We start from the raw sequence: 25,897 nt of genomic DNA on the forward strand, positions 1-25,897 counted from the left end.
GGCGGCCACAGAGAAGAACCGACGGCGGAGTGCGCAGTCGTGCGGCCCGCAGGTCTGCCGGTCCCTCTCTACCGTGCGCCGCCGGACGCTCGGCAGGCTGACCGCACGCCGACGTGGCGCTCTGTGGGAGGTGGCAGTTGAACGGTGGTTTCGGCCCGGAGGCCGACGTGGCGGCCGGGGCTGCGCAGGGGCAGCCGGTGCACTGCCCGACGTCCTTCGCCCAGGAACGGCTGTGGTTCATCGACCAGTTGCGGCCGGGGGCGGCGGACTACCTGCTGCCGCTCGTGCTGCGGATCACCGGGCCGCTGGACGCCGGGGCGCTGGTCCGGGCGGCGCAGGCGGTGCTGGACCGGCACGAGGTGCTGCGGACCCGGTACCCGGCGGAACAGGGCGTACCCGTGCAGGAGATCGCCGAGTACGCCGAACTCCCTTTGGAAAGAGTCGACCTGACGAGTCTTCAGCCGCAGGCACGGGAGGCCGAGGCCCGCGCGATCGTCGAGCGCGGGATCCGCCGTCCGTTCGACCTGGCCGCCGAGCTGCCGCTGCGCCTGACCCTGCTCCGGCTCTCCGACGAGGAGCACCTGCTGCTGCTGGTGGTGCACCACATCGCCTTCGACGGCTGGTCCTGGGGCGTCCTGGCCCGGGAGCTCGACTCCTGCTACGGCGCGTTCACCGGCGGCGGGGCACCGGTTCCGGAGCCGCTCCCGGTGCAGTACGCGGACTTCGCCGACTGGCAGCGCGAGTACCTGTCCGGCGACCGGCTGGCCGAGGAGCTGGCGTACTGGCGCGGGAGGCTCGCCGGGCTGACGCCGCTGGACCTGCCGACGGACCGGCCGCGGCCGGCGGTCTGGGACGCGACGGGCGACAGCGTGGACTTCGCGCTCGCCCCCGAGCTGGTCACGGCGGTCGAACGGCTGGCACGGGCCCACGGCGCGACGCCGTTCATGGTGCTGCTCGCGGCCTTCCAGGCCCTGCTGGCCCGGCACACCGGCCGGACGGACGTCGCCGTGGGCACACCGGTGGCGGGCCGGTCCCTGGTGGAGGTGGAGGAGCTGGTCGGCTTCTTCACCAACACCCTGGTGATGCGGGCGGACCTGTCCGGCGACCCGTCCTTCCTCGACCTGCTGGCCCGGGTGCGGGAGTCGGCGCTGGACGCCTTCACCCACCAGGAGGTCCCGTTCGAGCGCCTGGTGGACGAACTGGCGCCGGACCGGGACCTCTCCCGCAACCCCCTCTTCCAGGTCTCCTTCGCGCTGCAGAACGCCGCCGCCCGGCCGTTCACACTGCCCGGCCTGGACGTGCGGGTCGTCCCCACGCCGGGGGCGGGAGCGGCCTTCGACCTGACCCTGCACGTGCTGGAGCACGAGGACGGCACCCTCTCCGGCTCCCTGCAGTACGCCACCGCCCTGTTCGAACGCGAGAGCGTGCAGCGGCTGGCGGACCACTACGGCCGGCTGCTGGCGGGCCTCGCCGCCGATCCCGGGCGCCCGCTCAGCCGCTTCGACCTGCTGGACGCCGCCGAGCGCGACCGCCTCGACGAGGCCGCCCTCGGACCGGTGGTCCCGCGTCCCGACCGCTGCCTGCACGAGCTCTTCGCCGAGCAGGCCGCCGCCACTCCCGGGGCGACCGCGGTGGTCTTCGGCACCGAGGAGGTGACGTACCGCCGGCTCGACCGGCGGGCCGACCACCTGGCCCGTCGGCTGATCGAGCTGGGCGCCGGCCCCGAGGTCCCGGTGGCGGTGTCCCTGCGCCGCGGCCCGGACCTGGTCACCGCGCTGCTCGCGGTCCTCAAGGCGGGCTCGGTCTACGTCCCGATCGACCCCGAGCACCCGGCGGCCCGCCGCGAGCACCTGCTGCGGGACAGTGCGGCCGTCCTGCTGATCGCCGACGCCTCGCACGACCTGCCGGGGTTCCCGGCCGACGTCGTCCTCGACGGCGGGGAGCCGGCCTTCCCCGACGGCGGGGAGCCGGCCTTCCCCGACGGCGGGGAGCCGGCCTTCCCCGATGGGTACGACGGCGCCGACCTGCCGCGGGTCGACCCGGCCGGCGCCGCGTACGCCGTCTACACCTCCGGTTCGACCGGCCTGCCCAAGGGCGTGCTGGTGACCCACGAGGGGATCCGCAACCGCGTGCTGTGGACCGTCGACCGGCACGGCCTCTCGGCCGGCGACCGGATCCTGCAGAAGACCACGATCGGCTTCGACGCGGCGATGTGGGAGTTCCTGGCACCGCTGGTGTGCGGCGCCACGATCGTGCTGGCACCCGACGGGGCCCACCGGGACCCGGCCGCGATGCTCCGGGCGGTGGCCGAGCACGGCGTCACCGTGCTGCAGCTCGTGCCGTCGGTCCTGAGCACCCTGGTGGACCAGCCGGGCCTCGCCGAGTGCACCAGCCTGCGCCTGCTGTTCTGCGCCGGTGAACCGCTGCCGGCCCGCCTCTGCGAGAAGCTGCTCGGCCGCGTGAAGGTGGAGCTGTACAACACCTACGGACCCACCGAGTGCTCGATCGACGTGACCGCCTGGCGCTACCGGGCCGACGACCACGCCCGGACCGTCTCCATCGGCCGGCCGCTGGACAACCTGCGGATCCTGGTCCTCGACCGGGACGACAACCTCTGCCCGGTCGGCGTCCCCGGCGAGCTGTGCGTGGTCGGCGTCGGACTCGCCCGCGGCTACCTGGGCCGCCCCGGGCTGACCGCCGAGCGGTTCGCCCCCAGCCCCTTCCCGCAGCAGGCGGGCGAGCGGCTCTACCGGACCGGGGACCGCGCGCGCCGGCACGCCGACGGCCGGCTGGAGTACCTGGGCCGGATCGACGGCCAGCTCAAGGTCCGCGGCGTGCGGATCGAACCGGGCGAGGTGGAGGGCGTCCTGTGCACCCACCCGGGCGTCGCCGCGGCCGTGGTGGGCGTGCAGCGCCGCGACGACGGGGACCACCGGCTGATCGCGCACGTCGTGCCCGAGACCGCGGCGGTGCTCGACCCGCAGCGGCTGCGCGCGCACCTGGCGGGCCGGCTGCCGGAGGCGATGGTGCCCTCCGCCTTCGTCCTGCTGGACGCGCTCCCGCTGACCGCCAGCGGCAAGGTCGACCGCGCGGCGCTGCCCGCGCCCGACCCCGCACGGTCCGAGGCCGCGGGCGCGTACGTCGCCCCGCGCTCCCCCGTCGAACAGACCCTGGCCGCGGTCTTCGCCGAGGTCCTGGGGGTGGAACGGGTCGGCGCCCGGGACGACTTCTTCGCGCTCGGCGGGCACTCGCTGCTCGCCACCCGGGTCGCCTTCCGGCTGCGCGCCGCGCTGGGCGTCGAGCTGCCGCTCGCCCAGGTCTTCGCCCTGCGCACGCCGGCCAGGCTGGCCGAGCTGATCGAGACCGGCTACCGGGGCGTCGAGCTGCCGCCGATCACCCCCGCCCCCAGGACCGGCCCGCTGCCGCTCTCCTCGGCGCAGCAGCGGCTCTGGTTCCTCGACCGGCTGGAGCCCGGCAGCGCCGAGTACCTGGTGCCGGCCGTGCTGCGGCTCACCGGCCGGCTGGACGAGCGGGCGCTCGGCCGGGCCCTGGACCAGGTGGTGGCCCGGCACGAGGTGCTGCGCACCCGGTACACCGAGGTGGACGGGGTGCCCGTGCAGGTGGTCGACCCGCCGCGCCCGCTCGGTCTGGCCGCGCGGGACCTGCGCGGCGCGACCGAGCGGGAGCTGCGCGAGCTGCTCGCCCGGGAGACCGGCCGGCCGTTCGAGCTCGACCGCGAGCCGCCGGTGCGGGCCGCGCTGCTGCGGACCGCCGCCGAGGAGTGGATCCTCGCCCTGACCTTCCATCACATCGCCACCGACGCCTGGTCGACGGAGGTGGTCACCGGCGAGATCGGGCGGTTCTACCGCTGCTTCACGGCCGGTCTGCCACTGCCGGAAGCCGCCCCCGCCGTGCAGTACGCCGACTTCGCCGCCTGGCAGCGCGACCGGCTGGCCGAGCCGGTGGTGTCCGCACAACTGGACTACTGGAAGGAGCACTTGACCGGCCTCCAGCCGCTGGAGCTGCCGACCGACCGGCCGCGCCCCGCGGTGCGCGACCCGCGCGGCGAACTGCTCCGCGTCGACGTGCCCGCCGATCTGGGCGCGGCGGTCGCAGCCGTGGGCCGGGCCCGCTCGGCGACCTCGTTCATGGTCCTGCTCGCCGCGTTCCACGTGCTGCTGTCCCGCTACAGCGGGCAGTGCGACCTCGCGGTCGGCACCCCGGTGGCCGGCCGCACCCGCGCCGATACGGAGGACCTGGCCGGCCTGTTCGTCAACACCGTCGTCCTGCGGGCCGACCTCTCGGGGGCACCGACCTTCGCCGAACTGCTCGACCGGGTGCGGGCCGACGCCGTCCAGGCCTACGCCCACCAGGACCTGCCGTTCGAGCGGCTGGTCGACGAGCTGCGCCCCGACCGCGACCTGTCCCGCAACCCGCTCTTCCAGGTGATGTTCGAGCTGCTGCACACCCGGCGGAGCCCGCTGGAGATCGACGGCGTCGAGGTCGAGGAGCTGCCGGCCGACTGGCAGGTCGCCAAGTTCGACCTCACCGTCACCTTCGAGGAGCAGCCCGACGGCACGCTCTCGTGCGCCTTCGAGTACTCCACCGCGCTCTTCGACCGGTCCACCGTGGAGCGGATGGCCCGGCACTACCTGCAGCTGGTGCGCGGCGCCGTCGACGCCCCGGACGCCCGGATCGGCGAGCTGGAGATGCTGACCGGGCCGGAGCGGCGGCAACTGCTCACCGACTGGCGCGGCGCCCCGGCCGGGCAGCCCCGGGCCTGCGTGCCCGAGCTCTTCTCGGCACGGGCCGCCGCACAGCCCGACGCGCTCGCGGTGGTCTACGCCGGCCGGCCCGAGAGCCGCCTGACCTACGGCGAACTCAACGCCCGGGCGAACCAGGTGGCGCACCGGCTACGGGCGTCCGGCGTCGGCCCGGAGAGCGTGGTCGGGGTCTGCCTGGAACGCGGACCGGATGTCGTGGTCGCCCTGCTCGGCGTGCTGAAGGCCGGCGGCTGCTACGTGCCGTTCGACCCCGAGCACCCCGCCGAGCGGCTCGCCTTCATGCTGGCGGACGCCGGGGCCTCGACGGTGCTGACGCACAGCCGCTTCGCCGACCGCCTGGCCGGCGGGCGGGCGACGGTGATCAGCCTGGACGGCGACCGCGACCGGCTGGCACAGCAGCCCACCTCGGACCCGGCGGTGACCGTCCACCCGGAGCAACTCGCCTACGTCATCTACACCTCGGGATCCACCGGGCAGCCCAAGGGCGTGCTGATCCAACACGGCTCCTACGCCCACCACTGCGCGGTCATCGCCGAGGCCTACGGCATCGGCGGCGACGACCGCGTGGTGCTGCTGTCGGCGCTCACCTTCGACGTGGCGATGGACCAGATGGCGGCCACCCTGCTGGCCGGTGCGACCGTGGTGGTGAGCGATCCGCTGTTCTGGAGCCCCGCCGAACTGGCGGACCGGCTGGCCGAGCACCGGGTCACGATCATGGAGATCACCCCGGCCTACTACCGCGAACTGGTCGCCGGCCTCGCGCCGGGCGACCGACGGCTGGAGCGGCTGCGGCTGATGAACGTCGGCAGCGACGTCGTCACGGTGGACGACGCCCGGCACTGGGCCGCCACCGGCCTGCCCGCCCGCTTCCTGTGCAACTACGGCCCCACCGAGGCCACCGTCACCTGTGTCCTGCACCCCGTCACCGGCGGACTCCCGGGCGCCCGCGGAGAGGCCACGCTGCCGATCGGCCGGCCGGTGCCGGGCACCACGGCGTACGTCCTCGACCCCGACCTCAACCCGGTGCCGGTCGGGGTGCCGGGCGAGCTCTACCTCGGCGGGGTCCGGGTCGCCCGCGGCTACCACCGCAGGCCCGCGCTGACCGCCGAGCGCTTCGTGCCGGACCCGTTCTCGCCCACGCCCGGCCGCCTGTACCGCACCGGCGACCTGGTCCGCTACGCGGCCGACGGGGTCATCGAGTTCCTCGGCCGGATCGACCAGCAGGTCAAGGTCCGGGGGTTCCGGATCGAACTCGGCGAGATCGAGGCGGTGCTCGCCCGGCACCCGCTGATCCGCGCGGTCGCCGTGGTGGCCCGGGACGTGCGGCCCGGCGACCGCCGGCTGGTCGCCTACCTCGTCACCGCCGACGGCGCGGCCCCGGACATCGCGGCCCTGCGCGCCTTCCTGGGCGACCGGCTCCCCGAGTACATGATCCCCTCGCTCTGGGTGGAGCTGCCCGAACTGCCGCTCACCAGCAGCACGAAGGTGGACCGCAAGGCCCTCCCGGCCCCCGAGGCCGGCCGCCCGCGGCTGGAGCACGGCTACCTCGCGCCCGGCACCCCCGCGGAGGAGGTGGTCGCGCGGATCTGGGGCGAGGTCCTGGGCCTCGACCGGATCGGCGTGCACGACGGGTTCTTCGACCTCGGCGGGCACTCGCTGCTCGCCACCCGGGTGCTGGCCCAGCTGCGCCGGGCGTTCGCGGTCGAGCTGCCGCTGCGCCTGCTCTTCGAGGCGCCGACCGTCGCCCTCCAGGCGGAGGCCGTCGAGCGGGCGGTCGAGGCCGAGATCGCGGGGCTCTCCGACGAGGAGGTCGCGGCGCTGCTCGCCGAGGAGGCGTAGCGGCGGGGCACCACCGGGATCACCCCGGCACGGCCGGCCGGGCTCGGAGCCCGGCCGGCCGTCGGCTTCCCGGGCCCTTCCGGTCTGGTCACCGGAGGTACGAGCACCGGTATCCGGACGCCGCCGGCCCGGCCGGGCCGGCCCACGGTCACCGGCCCGAACCGTCGACGGGCGGCCGGCGCCTTCCTGGGGGCATCGCCCCCAGGTTTCTCCGTCCGGCCTGGTCACGGCACGGCGGTTCACGCCACGGCCGTCCGCCGGAGGACGGTCCGCGGGCCGGACGCCGCCGGGCCGGGCGGCGCGGGCCGTCGCGCGGAGCCCCGCGCGGGCCGGTGTCGGGCGGTGCCGGTCCGGTCCGCGGGCCACTCGGGAAATCTGGGGGCCGTCACCCGATGCCGCACGGTGCCCACCGGTCGATGCTGTGTACCTGTCGGGCACGGGCACACACCCCAGGAGGAGCCGATGGGCGAACCGGTGAGAGTCAGCGTCGTCGCACAGGACCCGGTGCTGGAGGCCGGTGCGCGGACCAGCCTGCAGTGCCACGGTGACATCGCGGTGGCACTGCCCGGGGAACGGGCGCAGGTCGCGGTCATCATGGTGGACCGGGTGACCCCCGAGGTGATGGAGACGGTGCGGGCGGCCCGGCAGGCGGACCAGCGCCGGGAGATCGTGCTGGTCGCGACGGAGCTGGCAGCCGGCGACGCAGCCCAGGCGTTCGCGGCCGGCACCCGAGGCCTGCTGCGCCGCTCCGAGGCCACCGCCGAGCGGCTGGCGTGGACGGTCGTGGCGGCCGCCGCCGGCGACTGCACGCTGCCGCCCGACCTCCTGGACGGGCTCCTCGACCACGGGCACGGGGACGGCGCCCGCCGCGCGGGCGCCGTGGCGGCCCCGGCGGGCTGGGAGCTGTCGGAGCGGGAACAGGCCGTCCTGCGGCTGGTCGCCGACGGCCGGGAGACCGAGGAGATCGCGCGTGAACTGTGCTACTCGTCCCGCACCGTGACCACCGTGGTGCACGACGTCACCCGGCGGTTCCGGCTCCGCAACCGCGCGCACGCGGTGGCCTTCGCCCTGCGGGCGGGGCTGCTGTGATCGCGACGACGACGGCCCCGGCCGCGAGGACCACGGCCCCCGCGACGGCCGTGGCGACGGCCGCCCGCCCCGCCGCGGGGCCCCGGGTGCGGGTGCGGTCGAACGACGCGGCGGCGCGCGCGGGCGTGGAGGCCAAGCTGGTGGTCGCGGGGCTCCGGCCGGTCCATGTACCGGATCCGTCGCGGGACGTTCTGGTGGCCGTCGGCGACACCGTGGAGGGCGCGATCGAGGCCTGCCGGCCCGCCCTGCCGGGCAGCGGCGAGCGGCTGTTGGTGGTGGTGGCCGACGTGCTGTCCCGGCACGGTGTGCTGCGGGCCCTGAAGGCGGGCGCCCGGGCCGTCCTGCTGTCCGCCGAGGCGACGCCGACGCGCCTGGCCGCGGCCGTCCACTCGGCGCACCGCGGCGAGGGCCGGCTGTCCCACCCGGTGCTCGCCTGTCTGCTCAACGCCTCCCCGGAGCCGACCATCCGCGAACGTCGTTCGGGCAGCTCGCTGTTGACGGATCGTCAGATCGAGGTGCTGCGGCTGATGGCGGACGGCCACGGCAACGAGGCCATCGCCCGGACGCTGAGCTGCTCCAAGCACACCGTCAAGAACGTGATCTACGAGCTGATGGGCCGGCTCCAGGTGCACAACCGGGCCCACGCGGTGGCGCACGCCGTACGGACCGGGCTGATCTGACCCGCCGGCCGGAGCGCGCCACCGGGCCGGGACAAACGCGCAGCGGCCCGGCGCCGAGGCTGCCACTCGTTCCCTGGCACCGTGCCGCGGTCCGGGGCACGCTGCTCCTGCCCGTGTCCGCCCTGCGGACACGACGACCCTCCCTCCACCCGCGGGCGGCGCCCCGAGCGGCCCGCCGCGGGTTCGATCCCTGCATCCCCGCATCCCCGCCGAGAGGACCCGATGGACATCGCCGAGGACACCCCGAGCACCGGCCAGGAACCCTTGCCGGAGAACGAGTTCAAGACCTTCGAGGAGCTGGAGTCGGAGGTCCGGCTGTACTGCCGCACGTTCCCGGCCGTCTTCGAGCGGGCCAAGGGCGTCGAACTGCACGCCGAGGACGGCCGGACGTTCATCGACTTCTTCTGCGGCGCGGGGACGCTCAACTACGGGCACAACAACGACTTCATCAAGGCCCGGGTGGCCGAGTACCTCGCCGCCGACGGCATCGCGCACGGCCTGGACATGTACACCGTGGCCAAGCGGGAGTTCCTGACCGCCTTCGCCGACACCGTGCTGCGCCCCCGCGGGCTGGACTACAAGGCGCAGTTCACCGGTCCGACCGGCACCGACGCCGTCGAGGCCGCGCTCAAGCTGGCCCGCAAGCGGACCGGCCGCACCGGCCTGGTCGCGTTCACCGGCGCGTACCACGGCATGTCGCGCGGTTCGCTCGCGGTGACCGGCAGCCGCCGGGCCCGCCGGGCGGGCGGGGTCAGCGGCCAGGACGTCACCTTCATCCCCTACGAGGACGGCCCGCAGGGCGCGTTCGACTCGATCGGCTACCTGGAGCGGCTGCTCGCGGACTCCTCCTCGGGCGTCGACCTGCCCGCCGCGGTGATCCTGGAGCCGATGCAGATGGAGGGCGGTGTCTACCCGGCGAGCAGCACGTGGCTGCGGGCCCTGCGCGAACTCACCGAGCGGCACGGGATCCTGCTGATCCTCGACGAGATCCAGGCGGGCTGCGGCCGCTCCGGCCGGTTCTTCTGCTTCGAGCACGCCGGGATCACCCCGGACGTGGTGACGCTGTCCAAGTCGCTCAGCGGCTACGGGCTCCCGCTGTCGATGGTGCTCTTCAAGCGGGAGCTGGACGCCTGGGAGCCGGGGGAGCACACCGGGACGTTCCGCGGCAACCAGCTGGCCTTCGTCGCCGCCACCGCGGCCTGCGAGCTGTGGCGTCAGGACTCCTTCCACGCCCACCTCACCGCCGCGATCGCCCGCCTGGACCGCTTCCGCGGCGAACTGGACGCGCTGGGACAGGACCTGGTCACGCGCGGACGCGGGATGGCGCTCGGCATCGACCTCGGTGCCGCCGGCGGCCCCCTGCGCGCCGACCGACTGCAGCGGTACGCCTTCGAGCAGGGGCTGATCGTCGAACTGTGCGGCCGTGACGACGAGGTGGTCAAGCTGCTGCCGCCGCTGACCGTCGACCTCGCGCTGCTCGACCGGGGCCTCGACGTGCTGCGGCAGGGCCTGCGGACGATCTGACCCGCCGTCACGGAAGCACCCTCACGGAAGGAGCGCGCAATGTCCCGACCGATCCGCCGCCACCTGATCTCGATCGACGACCTCGACGTCGCATCCCTGCACCGCATCGTACGGCGCGGCGCCGACTTCGCGGCCGGCCGCTGCGAGGACGCCCGTCCGCTGCGCGACGCGGTGGTGGGCGTGCTGTTCCGCAAGACCTCCACCCGCACCCGCACCGCCTTCTCCGCCGGAACGCTGCGCCTGGGCGGCCGGCTGATCACCTACGGCCCCGGCGACCTGCAGGAGAACACCGGGGAGACGGTCGAGGACACCGCCGCCGTACTGTCCCGGATGCTCGACGTCCTGGTGGCCAGGACCGCGGGCACCGAGGCCGAGCTGCGGGCCTTCGCCGCCCAGCGGCGGATGGCCGTCGTCAACGCGATGAGCGCCGCCGAGCACCCCACCCAGGCGCTCACCGACCTCACCACGCTGCTCGGCCGGTTCGGGCGGATCGAGGGCCTGCGGGTGCTCTACGTCGGCGAGGGCAACAACACCGCCTCGGCGCTGACGCTGGCGCTCTCCCGCTACCCCGGGACGGCGCTGCACCTGCGGACGCCGGCCGGCTACGGCGTCGAGCGGCGCTACCTCGACCGGGCCGCCGAGTACGCGGCGGGCAGCGGCGCGCTGGTGGAGCAGCGGCACGACATGGCCGACCTGCCGGAGGTCGACGTGGTCTACACCACCCGGTGGCAGACCACCGGCACGACCAAGCCCGACCCCGACTGGCGGCTCGCCTTCGAGCCGTTCCGGGTGGACAAGGCCGTCATGGAGGCCGTCCCCGGCGCGCTGTTCATGCACGACCTGCCCGCGCACCGCGGCGACGAGGTGACCGCCGAGGTGCTGGACGGGCCCCTCTCGATCGCCTTCGAGCAGGCCGAGAACAAGTACCACAGTGCCCGCGCGGTGCTGGAGTGGTGCGTCGGCGGCGGCCCGGCGGGGGCCGGCGACGCGTGAGCCCGGCCGAAGGGGCCGCCTCCCGGTGACTGTCGGGAGGCGGCCCCTTCGTCGTGTCCGCCGGCGCCGGAACGCGGTGGCCGGCTCCCCGCGACACAGCCGCGGGGAGCCGGCCTCACCTCCGACCGGCCGTCAGTCCTGCTCCGCCATCAGCCGGTCGAGCACCCCGGCGAGCCCCGCGACGTGCGGAGGCTGCAGCACGCCGAGGTGGTCGCCGCCGACCCGGTGGACCTCCAGGCCTCCGGGGGTCAGCTCGGTCCAGCGCGTCAGGTAGTCCCGGAAGGACTGGCCGGAGGCCACGTCGTGCGCGCCGCCCGCGAGTTCGTCACCGATCAGCAGGTGCATCCGCCCCGGGTAGGGCCGGTGCCGGTAGCCGAGGGTGGCCTGGGCCAGCTCGCGCCAGACCTTCAGCCGGCCCGCCCAGAAGGTGTCACCGGGCCGGGGTGCCAGCTTGGGTCCCTCGTCGATGACGTGGTCGAGCACCTTGAGGAACTCCGCCTGCAGGAGTTCGACCTCCTCCTCCCGCTCCGCCAGGTCGAGCTCGCCGAGCAGGCGCTCGCCGCGGGCGAGCATCGCCGCCTCGTCCCACAGGTTCCGGCGGGTGTGGCTGTCCAGGGCGGGGTCGAGCAGGGCGAAGGTGACCCGTTCGCCGTCGTGGTGCAGCCGGTGCGCCAGTTCGCTGGTGACCGGCCCGGCCCCGCACCAGCCGAGCAGGTGGTACGGGCCGGTGGGCCGGATGGCCCGGATCCGGCCGAGGAACTGCTCGGCGACGCTGCCGATGCTCTGCGGGGAGGCGACGTCGCGGTGCAGGCCGGGCCACTCCAGGCCGACCACCCGGCGGTCCTCGGCGAGGTGCTCGGCCAGGTGGACGTACCACTGGGCGCCGCCCGGGTAGACGCAGAACAGCGGTGCCCGCCCGCCCTCGCGCCGCAGCCACAGCACGGCGTCCGCGAGGCCGTCCGCGGCGTGCGCCGGGTCGGCGACGAGTGCGGGCGCGAGGTCGGCGGCGACGGCGGGGTCGATCGCCCGGGCCAGCTCGGCGACCGTGCGGTGCTGGTAGAAGTCGCGGAAGGCGACCGCCGTCCCGTGCTCCTCCCGGAGCTTGACGATCACCCGCATGGCGATCAGCGAATGCAGGCCGAGGTCGGTGAAGGAGTCGTCCACGCCGATCCGGGGCAGGCCCAGCACCTCGGCCAGCGCCGTCGCCAGGATGCCCTCGATCGCGGTGCGCGGCGCCAGGTACGTCGTGGCGGGGAGGCTGTCGGCGTCGGGCTCGGGCAGGGCGTGCGGGTCGACCTTGCCGCTGCGGGTCAGCGGCAGGGCGTCCAGCAGGACGAAGGCGGACGGGACGAGGTACTCGGGCAGGTGGCCGAGCAGCCAGTCCCGCAGCTCCGCGGCCCGGATGTCCGCGCCGTCGCGCGGCACGACGTACGCGACCAGGCCGCGGTCACCGCCGGCCGCGGTGCGCACCCGGACGGCGACCTCCCGGACCGCCCCGTGGCGACGGAGCACGCCCTCCACCTCGCCGGGCTCGACCCGGTAGCCGCGGATCTTCACCTGGTCGTCCGCCCGGCCGCCGAACTCCAGCAGGCCGTCCTCCCGGTAGCGGGCCAGGTCCCCGGTGCGGTAGAGCCGGGCGCCGGGCGCGGCCGCGTACGGGTCGGGGACGAAGCGGTCGGCGGTCAGCGCGGGCCGCTGGACGTAGCCGCGGGCCAGCTGGGCGCCACCGATGTACAGCTCGCCCAGGACGCCGACCGGGACGAGCCGCAGGTCGCGGTCGAGGATCCGCGTCACCGTGTTGGCCACCGGCCGGCCGATCGGCACCGGGCCCTCGGGCAGGCTGTCGGCGCGGGACTTCAGGATGCAGCAGCCGACGGTCGCCTCGGTCGGGCCGTAGTGGTTGACCACCGCCGTGGCCGGGGCGTGTTCGGTCCAGGCGCTGAGCGCCTCGCGGGTGAGCTGCTCGCCGCCGACCACCAGCCGGTCGGTGGCGGAGGCGAGCGCGGCGGGCGGCAGGGTCCGGTTGAGCAGTGCCAGGTGGGTGGGGGTCAGCTTGACCAGGCCGAATCCGCCGCGCTCCAGGACGGCGACCAGGCCGTCCAGGCCGGGGGTGCCGTCGTCCTCGGTGAGGGTGACCGGCCGCCCGGAGAGCAGCGCGGGGAAGAGCGAGGTGACCGGTAGGTCGAAGGCCATCGCGGAGTACAGCGGGGACCCGGTGCCGTGCACGTCCGGGAACTCGGCCGCCGCCCAGGACGCGTAGTTGACCAGGGACCGGTGCTCGATCATCACCCCCTTGGGGGTGCCGGTGGAGCCGGAGGTGTAGACGATGTACGCCAGGTCGGCGGGCGTGGCGATCGGGCCGAGGTCGTCCCCGTCCTGCGCGGCGGTCTCCGCGTCGCGGTCGAGCAGCACGGCTTCGGCGGGGTGGCCGGCGACCAGCGGGGCCAGCTCCGCCTGGGTGAGGACGGCCGCGGCGCCGGTCTCGGTGAGCACGCCGGCCAGCCGCCGGGCCGGGTGGGCCGGGTCGAGCGGCAGGTAGGCGGCCCCGGCCTTGAGCACCGCGAGCAGCGCCGCGACCAGGTCCGGGCCCCGGCGCAGCAGCACCCCGACCTTCGACTCGGGGCCGACGCCGAGCCCGCGCAGCCGCCGGGCGATCCGGTTGGCGCGGGCGTTGAGTTCGGCGTAGTCGACGGTGCTGCCGTCGGCGCGGTGCAGCGCGGCCGCGTGCGGGGTGCGGGCGGCCTGCCGCTCGAACAGCTCGTGCACGCAGGCGTCCGGGACGACCGTCCCGGGGCCGGTCGCGAAGCGGTCGAGCAGCTCGCGCTCCTCGGCGGCGAGGGCGTCGATGCCGGAGTCGCCCAGCGGGTCGGCGGCCATCGCCTCCAGGATCCGCCGGTACAGCCCGGCCAGCCGTTCCCCGTTGGCCCGGCTGATCCGCTCGGGGCGGCCGTAGAGGACGAACACCCCGGGGAAGGTCGAGGCGTCCAGCGCGAACTCGTTCGGGCTGACGTCGACGACCTTGCCGGATTCGATCCGCCGGTCGTCCAGGACGTGGAAGTCCAGGTAGGTGAAGGACACCTCGACCAGCGGGGTGCCGTCGCCCCAGGCGCGCTGCATCTCCGGCAGCGGGAAGCGTCGGTGCGGCCAGGCGGCCACCTCGGCGGCGAACACCTGCCCCACCAGCTCGCGCCAGGTCCCGCCGGTCAGTTCGACGCCGAGCGGCACGGTGTTGAGGTGCATGCCGCGCACCAGCTCCCCGCCCTCCGTCTCCAGGCGCCCGTTGAAGACCAGTCCGCTGTGGAAGCGGCGGCTGCCGCTGATCACGGCCATCGCCTTCAGGTGCGCGGCGAACAGCACGCTCTTGAGCGGCACCCCGCCGGCCGCGGCCAGCTCGCGCAGGGCCGGCTCCAGGTCGTGGAACGGAACGGTGACCTGGTACGGCCGCTCGCCGGCCGCCGGATCGGCGGCCCAGGACGGCGGCAGGACGACGCGCTCGAAGTCGGCGACCCGCTGCTGCCAGAACGCGCGGTCCTCGGTGCCGGCGAGGGAGCGCCGCTCCAGCGCGACGTGGTCGGCGTAGCGGACGGTGTGCCGCTGCCCGGCGTCGTCGGCCGGGGCCCGCCCGTCGCGGATCGCCCGGTAGTCGCGCATCACCTCGTCGATCAGCGAGTGGTGGCTCCAGCCGTCGAGGATCGCGTGGCACTCGATGAAGGAGAACGTCCAGCGGTCGTCGGCGGTCTGGTGGACGTGGAAGCGCAGCATCGGCGCCCGGCCGATGTCGAAGGGCGTGCGGCGGGTCCGGGTGGTGAACTCCTCCAGCTCGGCCCGGATCCGCTCCTCGTCGAGCCCGCGCAGGTCGTCGTGGCCGACCTCCACCGTCCCGTCGGCGTGGACGAGCTGGAGCGGCTCGGAGTACCCGGTGAGGTCGAAGCCGGTGCGCAGGATCTCGTGCCGCCGGGCGAGCCGGGCCGCGGCCTCCCGCATCGCGGGCAGCGAGAACGGCGCGTCGTCGACGAACGGGAAGAGCGTGATGTTGTGGTACGGGCTCTCGTCCCGGTCCGCGAGCATCTGGTAGACCATCGCGGCCTGCACCATGGCGAGCGGGTAGGCGTCCACCAGGCCGGGCGGCAGGGCGGCGCGGTCGGCCGGCGAGAGCAGCTCGAACGGCGCCACCCGCTGCTCCTCCACGCCGGCCGGCCCGCCGGGCGCGGCGTGGTCGGCGAACCGGGCCAGGCCCTCGACGCTCTGGTGCACCAGCAGGTTCTGCACCGCCAGGTCGATCCCGCGCCGCCGCAGCGCGCCGACGACCTTGATCGCCCGGATCGAGTCGCCGCCCAGGTGGAAGAAGTTGTCGAGGGCGCCGACCCGGGGCAGGCGCAGGACCTCGGCCCAGGTCTCGGCGACGATCCGCTCGGTCCCGGTGCGCGGGGCGACGTGCTCGGGGCCGCCGAGCGCGCGGTGGGCCTCGGGGGCGGGCAGGGCGCGGTGGTCGATCTTGCCGTTGGCCGTCATCGGGAAGGCCTCCAGCGGGACGAAGACCGCCGGCACCATGTAGCCGGGCAGCGTCCGGCCGAGGGCGGCGCGCAGCTCCGCGACGTCGAGGGTGCGGCCCGCCCGGGGGGCGACGTACGCGACCAGGCGGGCCTCCCGCTCGTCGGCGCGGCGGTGCGCGATCACCAGGCTCTTGTCCACGTCGGGGAGGCCGCCGATGGCCGCCTCGATCTCGCCGGGCTCGATCCGGTGGCCGCGGATCTTCACCTGGCTGTCGGCCCGGCCGAGGAACTCCAGTTCGCCGTCGGCGCCGTAGCGGGCGAGGTCGCCGGTGCGGTACATCCGGGCGCCCGGGGTGCCGGCGTACGGGTCGGGCAGGAACCGCTCGGCGGTCAGCGCCGGACGGTTCAGGTAGCCGCGGGCCAGGCCGGGCCCCGAGACGTGCAGCTGGCCCGGGACGCCGATCGGCACCCTGGTGAGGTCCGCGTCGAGGAGGTGGAGCCGCAGGTCGCCGAGCGGGCGGCCGATCGGGCTGCGCCGGGCACCGGCGGTCTCCTCGGCCCGCACCGGGCGGTGGGTGACGTGGACGGTGGTCTCGGTGATGCCGTACATGTTGACCAGGGCGGGCCGTCGGTCGCCGAACCGGTCGAACCAGGGCCCCAGTTCGGCCACGTCCAGCGCTTCGCCGCCGAAGACCACGGTCCGCAGCGACAGTGCCTCGGGGCGGAGGTCGGCCAGCTCGACGGCCTCCTGCAGGCCACGGAAGGCCGAGGGGGTCTGGTTGAGCACGGTGACGCGCTCGGCGACCAGCAGGTCGAGGAAGTCCTGCGGCGAGCGCGAGACGGCGAACGGCACCACCACGACCCGGCCGCCGTTCAGCAGCGCGCCCCACAGCTCCCAGACCGAGAAGTCGAAGGCGTAGGAGTGGAACAGCGTCCACACGTCCTCCGGGCCGAAGCCGAAGTCCTCCTGGCAGGAGCGCAGCAGGCGCAGCACGTTGGCGTGCGTGACGGGGACGCCCTTGGGGGCCCCGGTGGATCCGGAGGTGTGGATGACGTAGGCGGTGTTGCCGGACGTCGCCCGCGGGGCGGGGTCGGGGTCGGGGTCGGGGCCGGCGCAGAGGGCGGGGTCGGGCCGGTCCTGGTCGGCCTCGTCGAGCAGCAGGGTGGTGACGCCCTCCTCGCCGGTGCTCCGGTCGGCGACCAGGGCGGTCGCCCCGGCGTCGGCGAGGATGTGGGCGAGCCGGTCGGCCGGCTGGCCCGGGTCCAGCGGGAGGTAACCCGCACCGGACTTGAGCACCCCGAGCAGGGCCACCACCAGGCCGAGCCCGCGCTCGCAGCGCACGCCGACCAGGGTCTCCGGGCGGGCGCCGAGCGCGCGCAGCCGGTGGGCCAGCCGGTTGGCCCGGGCGTTCAGTTCCGCGTACGTCAGCGAGACGCCGTCGCAGGTCACGGCGAGGGCGTCGGGGGTGCGCCGCGCCCACTGCTGGAACACCTCGGGCAGGGTCTCCTCGGCGGGGTAGCTGCGGCCGGCTCCGCTCCAGGACGCGAGGAGTTCGCGCTCGGCGTCGGGCAGCAGGTCGAGCCGGCTGACCGGTCGGCCGGGGTCGGCGGCGATGCCGGCCAGCAGCCGCAGGTAGTGCGCGACGGTCCGCTCGATCGTCTCCGGGTCGAACAGCGCGGTGGCGTACTCCAGTTCGCCGCTGATGGAGCCGTCGGCGGTGGTGGTGAGCGCGAGCGAGAGGTCGAACTTGGCGGGATGCCAGTCCACCGGCTGCGGCTCGGCGCGCAGGGCACCCGGCTCGGCCGGGGTGTGCGCGGCGAGTTGGAAGACCACCTGGAAGATCGGGTTGCGGGAGGGGTCGCGTTCGGGTGCCAGCTCGTCGACCAGCCGCTCGAACGGGGTCTCCTGGTGGGTGAACGCGCCGAGCGCGGACTCCCGCACGCGGCCGAGCAGTTCCAGGAACGACGGGTCGCCGGCGAGGTCGGCGCGCAGGGCGACGGTGTTGGCGAACAGGCCCACCATGGCCTGGGCGTCGGCCTGCTCCCGGCCCGCGACCGGGGTGCCGACCACCACGTCGGTCTGCCCGCAGCTGCGGCCCAGCAGGAGCTGGAAGGCGGCCAGGAACACCATGAACGGGGTGGCACCCCGGCCTCGACCCAACTCCTCGAGCGGCGCGACGAGTTCGGCCGGGACGGTGAACCTCGCGACGGAGCCGGCGGCGTCCCGGACCGGACCGCGGGGTCGGTCGGTGGGCAGCGCGAGCGGGGTGAGGTCGGCCAGGGCTCCGCGCCAGTAAGCGAGTTGGGCGGCGAGGCGGTCACCGGACAGCTGCTCGCGCTGCCAGGCGGCGAAGTCCGCGTACTGCACGGCGGGCGGGCCGAGCGGATCCGGCAGGCCGGCCGCGAACGCCTCGTAGAGCCGCCCGAGCTCGCCGAGCAGGACGTCCTCCGACCAGCCGTCCGAGGCGATGTGATGGATCGTCAGCAGCAGCGCGTACGCGTCGCCGGTGAGCGTGGCGAGCAGCGCCCGGACGGGGTGCCCGGCGGCCAGGTCGAACGGCCGCCGGCCGTCTTCGGCCACCAGCTCGGCGAGCCGGCGCTCGGCCTGCTCCGGCCCGTCGGACCCCAGGTCGACGGTGGTCAGGGCGATCGGCCCCGGCGCGTCGATCACCAGCACCGGCTCGTCGTCCACGGCCGGGTAGCGGGTGCGCAGCACCTCGTGCCGGGCGACCAGGGCGTCCAGCGCGCGCCGCAGCGCCACCGGGTCCACCGGTCCCGGCAGGCGCAGCAGCAGCGGCATCAGGTACTCGACGCCGCCGGGCCGGAGCCGGTCGAGCACCCACATCCGGTGCTGCGCGAACGACAGCGGGAGCGCGCCGTCCCGCGGCACGGGGGCGATCCCCTCCCGCCGCTTCTTCGTCAAGCCGCTCAGGCGCCGCTGCAGCAGCTCCGTGCGGGAGCTCGGGCTCGTGCTCATCCTTCGCCTTCCTGTGCGTGCGACGGGGTCAGCGGTCCGGTGACGGTCCACCGGCCCGGCGTCAGCCTGCCGACCGCGGGAAAAGGGCGGCAGGGTCAGCACGGCCGAGGTTGCGGCGGCGAACTGCGCGCGTGACTGCCGGTCCTTCTCTGGGCCCGGGGCGTCCGGCCTCCCAGCATCGGAGCATGACCGACACCGTGCGCGAGGAACTCCCCCGGAACGTCCCGCCGCCGCTGCTGCGCAACCGGGACTTCCTGCTGCTCTGGCAGGGAGCGGCGGTCTCCGGGCTCGGATCCAACGCCTCCGGCGTGGCGTACCCGCTGCTGGTCCTCGCGCTGACCGGGTCCCCGGCGGACGCGGGAACCGCCGGCTTCGTCGCGCTGGTGCCGCAACTCCTGTTCCCGCTCCCGGCGGGGGCCCTGGTCGACCGCTGGAACCGCCGACGGACGATGATCTGGTGCGACGTGCTGCGCGTCCTGGCCATCGGCAGCGTCGCGGCGGCCCTGCTGCTGGACCGGCTGTCGCTGCCGCACATCCTCGCGGTGGGCTTCGCCGAGGGCACGCTGACGGTGTGCTTCCAGATCGCCTCCTCGGCGGCCGTCCCCAACGTGGTGCACCCGTCCCAGCTCGCCGCCGCGCTCTCCCGCAACGAGGCGCGGGCCCGCGGCGCCACGATGCTCGGCAAGCCGCTGGGCGGCGCCCTGTTCGGCTTCGGCCGCGCACTGCCGTTCCTCTTCGACGCCGTCAGCTACCTGTGGTCGCTGGTCTCCCTGCTGCTGATCCGCACCGAGTTCCAGGCCGAGCGGCGCCCGCGCAGCGGCCCGCTGCACCGCGACCTCACCGAAGGCGTCCGCTGGTTGTGGCGCCAGCCGTTCATCCGCACCACGACCTTCCTGATCGCGGGCAGCAACCTGCTGTTCCAGGCGGTCTTCCTGACGGTCATCCTGATGGCGCGCGACCAGGGCGGCTCACCGGCCGCGATCGGCCTGATGTTCGGACTGGGAGCGGTCGGCGGGGTGCTCGGCTCCCTGCTGGCGCCCGAGCTGGAACGGCGGCTGTCGATGCGGACCGTGGTGATCGGCGCCAACTGGGCCTGGGCGCTGCTGGTCCCGGTGCTCCTGCTGGTCCACGGCCCGTACCTGATCGGCGCGGTGTACGGCCTGATGTGCTTCGTCGGCCCGGTGTGGAACGTGGTGACCTCCGCCTACCAGCTCGCCGTCACCCCGGACGCCATCCAGGGCCGGGTGATCGGCGCGGTCGGCCTGATCGCCTTCGGGGCCGTCCCGCTGGGTTCGCTGATCGGCGGCGCGCTGCTCTCCCGGTTCGGGGCGCACTCCACCGTGGTGGTACTGGCCGCCTGGATGGTCCTCCTCGGCGCGACCGCCACCCTCAGCCCCTCGGTGCGCTCCGCTCCCTCCCTGGCCGGCGCCGCTGCCAGGCCCGACGGCGAGGCCGAGGCCGACGCCGCCGTCGGCACCACCGCCGCCGAGTCCGCTCCGAGCGCGTGACGCGTGAACGCCGTCCCGCGTACGCCGACGCGTGCCCGCACCGGCCGTCCGGCGCGGGCAGGCCGCCCCGGCGCGGCCGGCCGGTCCGCCGTGCGCCGCGAGCACGGCGCCGGGGACACAGCGGCAGGGCGTGCATGCTCGTCCCGCTGCCCGTTTGTCTCTTGCCGCCGTTCCCCGCAGCCCGGCAGGCTCGCCCCGTCGCAGTGTCAAATCTTGAGGCTAGGAGGGCAGTTGTGGCCGAGGAAGCCACCGACACCTGCACGTCCCAGATCGTCGTCGCCGACGTGGAGCCGCACACCCGGCCCGCGTGGACCGGGCGGACCGGGACGCGGCCGCCGAGCCCGCGCCGCCGCACGGACGGCGGCGCCATCGACGGAGCCCGTGCAGATGGCTGACACCGTGCCGACCGGTGTGCTCCGGACCGTGGGCCGAACGCCGCTGGTCGAGCTGACCAGAATCGACCCGACCAGTCACTTCCGCCTCTTCGCCAAGTTGGAGGCGCACAACCCGGGCGGCTCCATCAAGGACCGCTCGGCACTGGAGCTGTTGAGCGAGGGCATCCGCTCGGGCCGGCTGATCCCCGGGCGGTCGGTCGTCGTCGAGTCCAGCTCGGGCAACCTGGGCATCGGACTCGCCCAGGTCTGCGGGTACTTCGGGATCCGCCTCATCTGCGTGGTGGACCCCCGCGCCAACCGCCAGAACATCGCGATCATGCGGGCGCTGGGCGCCGAGGTCGAGGTCGTCACCCGGACCGACCCGGTCACCGGCGAGTACCTGCCGGTACGGATCCGGCGGGTGCGCGAGATCCTCGCCGGGACCGAGCACGCCTACTGGCCGGACCAGTACTCGAACCCGCTCAACCCGCGCTCGCACCACGCGACCATGCGGGAGATCCGGGAGGCCCTGCCCGGCGGCCCGGACTACCTGTTCTGCGCGACCAGTTCGTGCGGAACGCTGCGCGGCTGCGCCGAGTACGCGCGGGAGCAGCAGCTCCCGGTGACCATCGTGGCCGTCGACGCCGAGGGCAGCGTCATCTTCGGGCGTCGGCCCGCGCCCCGGCTCATCCCCGGCCACGGCGCCGCCGTCCGGCCGGCGCTCCACCAGGACGGCCTGGCGGACGAGGTGGTGCACGTCAGCGACCTGGACTGCGTGGTCAACTGCCGGCGACTGGCCCACCGTGAGGCGATCCTCGCCGGCGGCTCGTCGGGCGCGGTGCTCGCCGCGGTCCGGCGGATGGGCGACCGGATCCCGCCCGGCGCGACCTGCGCGGTGATCCTCCCCGACCGGGGTGAACGCTACCTCGACACGATCTACGACGACGGCTGGGTCGAGTCGCACTTCGGCGACGTCACCCACCTGTGGAGGGAGAACGGTCCGATGGCCGAGGTGACACCATGCTGATCCTGACAGCCCGCGAGGTCCGGCAGGTCCTGGACGGTGCGGAGCACCAGGTGGTCGAGGCGGTGAGCCGGGCGTACCGACTGCACGCCGCCGGCCGGACCGCGCTCCCCCACTCGCTCTTCCTGCGCTTCCCCGAGGAGGCCCGCAACCGGATCATCGCCCTGCCCGGCTACCTCGGGAACACCGGGGCCCCCGACGACCGGGAGCCGGTCGCCGGCATCAAGTGGATCTCGTCCTTCCCGGGCAACCTGGCCGCCGGACTGGAGCGGGCCTCGGCCGCGATCATCCTCAACTCGATGCGCACCGGCCACCCCGAGGTGCTGCTGGAGGGCTCGGTGATCTCCGCCCGGCGCACCGCGGCCAGTGCCGCCCTCGCGGCCGCGACGCTCGCCCCGCGGGAGCCGCAGACCGGCGCCACCCTGATCGGCTGCGGCGTGATCAACTTCGAGGTGCTCACCTTCCTGCGAGCCCTGCTGCCCGACCTCGCCGAGGTCACCCTGTTCGACCTCGACCCGGCCCGCGCGCAGGCGTTCGCCGATCGGTGCGCGGCCCGGCTGCCCGGGCTCAAGACCACCACGGCCGACCGGATCGAGGACGCCCTGGCGGCCCACCGGCTGGTCTCCCTGGCCACCACCGCCGCCACCCCGCACCTGGACCCCGCACCCTGCCGACCGGGGACGCTGCTGCTCCACCTGTCCCTGCGTGACCTCGCCCCGGAGACCGTCTTGTCCAGCGTCAACATCGTCGACGACGGCGACCACGTGTGTCGTGAGTCCACCTCCCTGCACCTCGCCGAACAGCAGGCCGGACACCGCGACTTCATCGCCGACTCGATCGGCGCCATCCTCACCGGCGGCCGCCACCACCGCGACCCCGAGGCGCTGACGGTCTTCTCGCCCTTCGGCCTGGGCGTCCTCGACCTCGCCGTCGCCGACCTGGTCCACCGCCGGGCGCAGGAGCAGGGCCTCGGCACCGACGTCCCGGACTTCCTCGGCCCCGAAGGGTAGGAGCCGGGACGCGTCGGGCGGCGTCGGGACGCCGTGCCGGGCGGGGCGGGGTCGTCTCCGTCCCCGCCTGGCGTGGCCCGGCAGCGCCGGAGCCCCAGGCGCCGCGGGCCGGTCAGGCTTTCGGTCGGGCTTTCGGTCAGGTGTCCGGTTCAGTCCCCGCACAGCGCCCGGGCGAGACGGCACAGTTCCGCGCGGTCCGCACTGCCCGTCTTCTGGAGCAGGCTGGCGATGTGCTTCTCCACCGTCCGGGGCGAGATGGACAGCCGCTGGGCGACGTCCTGGTTCCCGAGGCGCTCCACGAGCAGGGCGAACACGTCGTACTCACGCGGCGTCACCCCGCTCGCCCGCAGCGCCTCGGGGATCAGCTCCCGCCCGGTGCGCCGCTGGGCGACCGACACGCCCGCCCGCCGGATGAGCGACCGGCAGGCGCCGGCGACGGACCGTACGCCGGCCTCGTGGAAGTACTCCTCGGCGGTCCGCAGCCAGGCGACCGGCTGGCCCCAGCCGTCGGCGAGGGCCGCCTCGGCGACCAGGCGCAGTCCGAGGTGCCGGGCGGTCGGGAACCCCCGGGCCGCCTGCAGCGCCTGTTCCACCCGGCCGGCGGCCTCCCCGCCGCGGCCCTCGCGTCCGAGCAGGACGGCGTCGGCCAGCAGCAGGAACTGCCGGTTCCACGCCAGGGCGGCGGCCGGCGCCGCCTGAACCGTCGCGTACGCCGGGCGGTCGGCGGTCCCCGCGAGGACGCCGAGCAGCGCGCCGAGGCCGTACCGTCCGCTGAGGTAGAACACGTTGGGGTGCCGGTCCTCCCAGGCGGCCGCGGCGGCCAGGTCGGCCAGCGCCCGGGCGCGGTTCTCCTCCAGGAGCGCGCAGAAGGCCCGGCACAGGCCGTGCAGAACCGGCGTGAGGAAGGAGTCGGAGTCGTCGGCCTGCTCGAAGCGGAGCAGTTCCCGCTCCATCTGCCGCCGCCGGCCCTGGTGGGCGGCGAGGGCGGCGGCCACCAGCAGCAGGTAGCGGTGGATGCCCAGGTTGCGCATCCGGGCGCTCGGCTCCAGGCAGCGGTCGATGATCTCCCGGGCGGCCGTGAAGTCGGCGCGCTGCAGGGCGTCCATGGCCAGCAGGCCTTCCGCGTGCTGGGCGAGGACGAGGGCGCCCAGGTCGCGGGCGGCGTCCCTGGCCTCCCGGATCCGACGCGCGTCACCGGTGCGCATGAAGGCGTTCCCGCCGAGCCGCAGCAGCGCCTCCACCCGCCAGACCGGCAGGGTGTGCGTCTCCGCGACGGCGAGCATCCGCTCCAGGCAGGCGTCCGCGTCGTCGAAGCCGCGTTCGCGGGCCAGCAGGGCGAGCAACTGCCACGCCTGGCAGGCCACCACGGGGAGTTTCTCGCGCTCGGCGACCTCGGCCGCCTCGCGGGCCAGCCGCTCGGTCTCCGCCGTCGCCCCGCCGTCGCCGGGCAGCAGCGCCAGATGGCCCTCGACCACGGCCAGGGCGGCGGTCTGGCGGGGATCGCCGGAGCCGCCGAGCTGCGCGCGGGCCGCGGCGATCTGCGCCCGGGTGTCGGCGGCGCGCTCGGCGATCACCGCCGCCCAGGCGAGCCTGGTGTGCAGGGCGACGCGACGCTCGATGTCCAGTGCGTCGGCCCCGGCCTCCGGTAACGACTCGGCCAACGCGAACACCCGGTCCAGCTGACCGGCCTCGGCCAGCGCGTGGACCAGCGACTCGACGACGTCGGTCCGGTCGGCCGCCGCCGCCGACTCGTGGGCCCGCTCCAGCAGCTTCACCGCGGTGGCGGAGGCCCCCGCGGCGAGTGCTCGGCGGCCCGCCTCGGCGTGGAGCAGCGCCGCCCCCGCCCGGTCACCGCCCAACTCCCGTAGACGCGCCACCAGTTGGCAGCGTCCGTCGGAGAGTGCCGGGTCGGCCGCCAGGATCGCCTCGGCCGCCCGGCGGGCGATCACGGCCCGCTCGGCCGGCGGCAGCCCGGCGAGCAGGGCCTCCGCGGTGAGCGCGTGCCGGAAGGCGTACTGGTCGACGGCGGTGGAGTCGGGGACGACGAAGCCCGAGGCGGCCGCCGCCGCCAGGTGGTCGAGCAGCAGCCGCGTACTGTGGCCGGTGATCAGCCGGAGCGTGCCGAGCGAGAAGCCGGTGCCCAGGGTGGCGGCGAGCAGCAGCAGGTCGCGCACCTGCGGATCGAGCTGCTCCAGCCGGTGCCGCAGGCCGCTGACCACGCTGGCCGGAACGGCCGCCGTCAGGTCGCCGACGACCACCCAGCCGTCGCCGTCCTGGCGCAGCACCCCGGAGCCGACCATCTCGGTGAGCAACTCTTCGACGAGGTAGGGGTTCCCGTTGCTGATGGTGCTCAGCCGGTCGACCACCACGGCGGGCACCTGCTCCGACCGCAGCTCCAGACAGCCGGCGGCGAGCGCGCCGATCTGCGTCGGCCCGAGCGGTTCCAGGGCGGCCAGCGCGGCGACCCGGCGCCGCTCACCGCCCCGCGCCAGCTCCAGGGCGGCCCCCGGCTCGGGCCGCAGCGTGGCCACCAGGAGGACGGGCAGTCCGGCCAGGTTGTCGACCAGGTAGTCCACCACGGCGATGGTGTCCGAGTCGGCCTCGTGCAGGTCCTCCAGGACGAGCAGGCAACCACCGTCCCGGCCGAGCACCGCCAGCAGCCGCAGCACGGCTTCGGCCAGCTCGACCGCGCTCTCGGGGTAGCCGGGCACGGCGGTCTGCCGCCACTGCGGGATCACCAGGCCCAAAGCCGGACGGTAGGGCTCCAGCTCCGGGTCGTCGGGGACACCGACGACCCGGAAGCGGGAGTTCAACGCCTCGATGAGCGGGCGGTACGGGATCCCGGCGCTGGTCGGGCTACCACGTCCGCGCAGCACCGGCAGGCCCAGCGCCTCGGCCCGGCCGGCACAGTCCCCCGCCAGCCGGGACTTGCCGATCCCCGCCTCCCCCACCAGGAAGACCGCGCGGCCCGCTTGGGACTGAAGGCTACTCAGGCCGCGCTCGAGCAGACCGAGTTCGGTCTCGCGACCGATGGTCGTCGGGGAAGTGTTGCGCACGTTCGCAGGCTACTGTGCCGAAGTTGTGATGAATAGTGAGCTTCACAGAAGACAATCATGAAGCCGGGGGTGCTGCCTCGGGATGTGCCGCCCCGGGCGCGCCTGCCTGTTCCGGCCGGTCGGCCCGACAGGGCGGTCCGGTCCGCTCGAGGGAGTGGTCCGGTTCGCCCGACGGGACGGTCAGCGAGGCTCGTCGCCCAGCGCTCGGCTGATGGTGGTCCACACGCTGGTCATGCGGAAGGCCGAAGGCCCGCGCAGCAGTTGGGAACGGCGGCCGAGCCCGCCGCCGGTGCGCAGCCGGACCTCACCCGCCGGGTGGTCGTGGTCGGCGGTGGTGGTGGCGGCGCGGCAGGCGCCGGTCGGCTGCTTCGGACGCTGCACGAGGGCGGTGGTGTTCATGAACGGATTCCCTTCCGCTGCAGATGATCTCGGAGGTCGAGTCCGACGGTCTCGGAGGCGACCGCTTGCGGTGAACGCGCGTCGGGCAGAGGGCAGCCCGATCAGGCGCGACGGTTCGGTCGAGCGCGGTGGATCGGTCGGGCACGG

Annotated in this window: 12 protein-coding genes; 9 read left to right on the forward strand and 3 right to left on the reverse strand. The window is 75.0% G+C overall.

Annotation, left to right across the window (positions count from 1 at the left end; all coding sequences use genetic code 11):
- Nucleotides 1–137 precede the first annotated feature (137 nt).
- The 5 genes from AB0Q99_RS01105 to AB0Q99_RS01125 all read left to right on the forward strand — a co-directional run bounded on the left by AB0Q99_RS01105 (nucleotide 138) and on the right by AB0Q99_RS01125 (nucleotide 10,909).
- Nucleotides 138–6,623: an amino acid adenylation domain-containing protein gene (locus AB0Q99_RS01105; RefSeq protein WP_363567159.1), complete on the forward strand. Its 6,486-nt coding sequence runs from the start codon at nucleotides 138–140 to the stop codon at nucleotides 6,621–6,623.
- 462 nt (nucleotides 6,624–7,085) lie between these two features.
- The gene (locus tag AB0Q99_RS01110) at nucleotides 7,086–7,712 is read left to right on the forward strand and encodes a LuxR C-terminal-related transcriptional regulator (protein WP_363567161.1); all 627 of its coding nucleotides are present in this window, start codon (nucleotides 7,086–7,088) and stop codon (nucleotides 7,710–7,712) included.
- A complete protein-coding gene (locus AB0Q99_RS01115) occupies nucleotides 7,709–8,392 on the forward strand; it encodes a response regulator transcription factor (protein ID WP_363567163.1) in 684 nt (227 codons plus the stop codon). Before AB0Q99_RS01110 ends, AB0Q99_RS01115 begins: the two co-directional genes overlap by 4 nt.
- Nucleotides 8,393–8,614: 222 nt before the next feature.
- A complete protein-coding gene (gene ectB / locus AB0Q99_RS01120) occupies nucleotides 8,615–9,916 on the forward strand; it encodes a diaminobutyrate--2-oxoglutarate transaminase (protein WP_363567164.1) in 1,302 nt (433 codons plus the stop codon).
- A 39-nt stretch (nucleotides 9,917–9,955) separates the two neighbouring features.
- Complete coding sequence (locus tag AB0Q99_RS01125) at nucleotides 9,956–10,909, forward strand: ornithine carbamoyltransferase (protein WP_363567166.1); 954 nt, start codon at nucleotides 9,956–9,958, stop codon at nucleotides 10,907–10,909.
- 132 nt (nucleotides 10,910–11,041) lie between these two features.
- Here the strand turns inward: AB0Q99_RS01125 and AB0Q99_RS01130 are convergent, their stop codons facing one another.
- The gene (locus AB0Q99_RS01130; RefSeq protein ID WP_363567168.1) at nucleotides 11,042–18,379 is read right to left on the reverse strand and encodes an amino acid adenylation domain-containing protein; all 7,338 of its coding nucleotides are present in this window, start codon (nucleotides 18,377–18,379) and stop codon (nucleotides 11,042–11,044) included.
- Between the two features lie 185 nt (nucleotides 18,380–18,564).
- On the opposite strand from AB0Q99_RS01130, the gene AB0Q99_RS01135 reads away from it, so the two are divergent.
- The 4 genes from AB0Q99_RS01135 (at nucleotide 18,565) to sbnB (ending at nucleotide 22,295) form a co-directional block, all read left to right on the forward strand.
- Complete coding sequence (locus AB0Q99_RS01135) at nucleotides 18,565–19,887, forward strand: MFS transporter (RefSeq protein WP_363567170.1); 1,323 nt, start codon at nucleotides 18,565–18,567, stop codon at nucleotides 19,885–19,887.
- A gap of 233 nt (nucleotides 19,888–20,120) precedes the next feature.
- Nucleotides 20,121–20,282, forward strand: a complete 162-nt coding sequence (locus tag AB0Q99_RS01140) for a hypothetical protein (protein WP_363567172.1) — start codon at nucleotides 20,121–20,123, stop codon at nucleotides 20,280–20,282.
- Nucleotides 20,275–21,288 (forward strand): 2,3-diaminopropionate biosynthesis protein SbnA, encoded by a 1,014-nt coding sequence (sbnA, locus tag AB0Q99_RS01145; protein ID WP_363567174.1) that lies wholly within the window; start codon nucleotides 20,275–20,277, stop codon nucleotides 21,286–21,288. The genes AB0Q99_RS01140 and sbnA overlap by 8 nt, the downstream gene beginning before the upstream one ends.
- Nucleotides 21,282–22,295 (forward strand): 2,3-diaminopropionate biosynthesis protein SbnB, encoded by a 1,014-nt coding sequence (gene sbnB, locus AB0Q99_RS01150; protein WP_363567175.1) that lies wholly within the window; start codon nucleotides 21,282–21,284, stop codon nucleotides 22,293–22,295. Before sbnA ends, sbnB begins: the two co-directional genes overlap by 7 nt.
- Before the next feature lie 149 nt (nucleotides 22,296–22,444).
- Here the strand turns inward: sbnB and AB0Q99_RS01155 are convergent, their stop codons facing one another.
- Both AB0Q99_RS01155 and AB0Q99_RS01160 read right to left on the reverse strand, forming a co-directional pair.
- The gene (locus AB0Q99_RS01155) at nucleotides 22,445–25,351 is read right to left on the reverse strand and encodes an AAA family ATPase (RefSeq protein ID WP_363567177.1); all 2,907 of its coding nucleotides are present in this window, start codon (nucleotides 25,349–25,351) and stop codon (nucleotides 22,445–22,447) included.
- A gap of 180 nt (nucleotides 25,352–25,531) precedes the next feature.
- Nucleotides 25,532–25,750, reverse strand: coding sequence for a hypothetical protein (locus AB0Q99_RS01160; RefSeq protein ID WP_363567179.1), 219 nt, complete (start codon nucleotides 25,748–25,750; stop codon nucleotides 25,532–25,534).
- Nucleotides 25,751–25,897 lie beyond the last annotated feature (147 nt).

The sequence above is a fragment of the Kitasatospora sp. NPDC086791 genome (assembly GCF_040685975.1).
GTDB lineage: Bacteria > Actinomycetota > Actinomycetes > Streptomycetales > Streptomycetaceae > Kitasatospora.

Coding starts and splice junctions, on each gene's coding strand:
- AB0Q99_RS01110 (WP_363567161.1), top strand. CDS start 7,086: ATGGGCGAACCGGTGAGAGTCAGCGTCGTCGCACAGGACCCGGTGCTG.
- ectB (WP_363567164.1), top strand. CDS start 8,615: ATGGACATCGCCGAGGACACCCCGAGCACCGGCCAGGAACCCTTGCCG.
- AB0Q99_RS01125 (WP_363567166.1), top strand. CDS start 9,956: ATGTCCCGACCGATCCGCCGCCACCTGATCTCGATCGACGACCTCGAC.
- AB0Q99_RS01130 (WP_363567168.1), bottom strand. CDS start 18,379: ATGAGCACGAGCCCGAGCTCCCGCACGGAGCTGCTGCAGCGGCGCCTG.
- AB0Q99_RS01135 (WP_363567170.1), top strand. CDS start 18,565: ATGACCGACACCGTGCGCGAGGAACTCCCCCGGAACGTCCCGCCGCCG.
- sbnA (WP_363567174.1), top strand. CDS start 20,275: ATGGCTGACACCGTGCCGACCGGTGTGCTCCGGACCGTGGGCCGAACG.
- sbnB (WP_363567175.1), top strand. CDS start 21,282: ATGCTGATCCTGACAGCCCGCGAGGTCCGGCAGGTCCTGGACGGTGCG.
- AB0Q99_RS01160 (WP_363567179.1), bottom strand. CDS start 25,750: ATGAACACCACCGCCCTCGTGCAGCGTCCGAAGCAGCCGACCGGCGCC.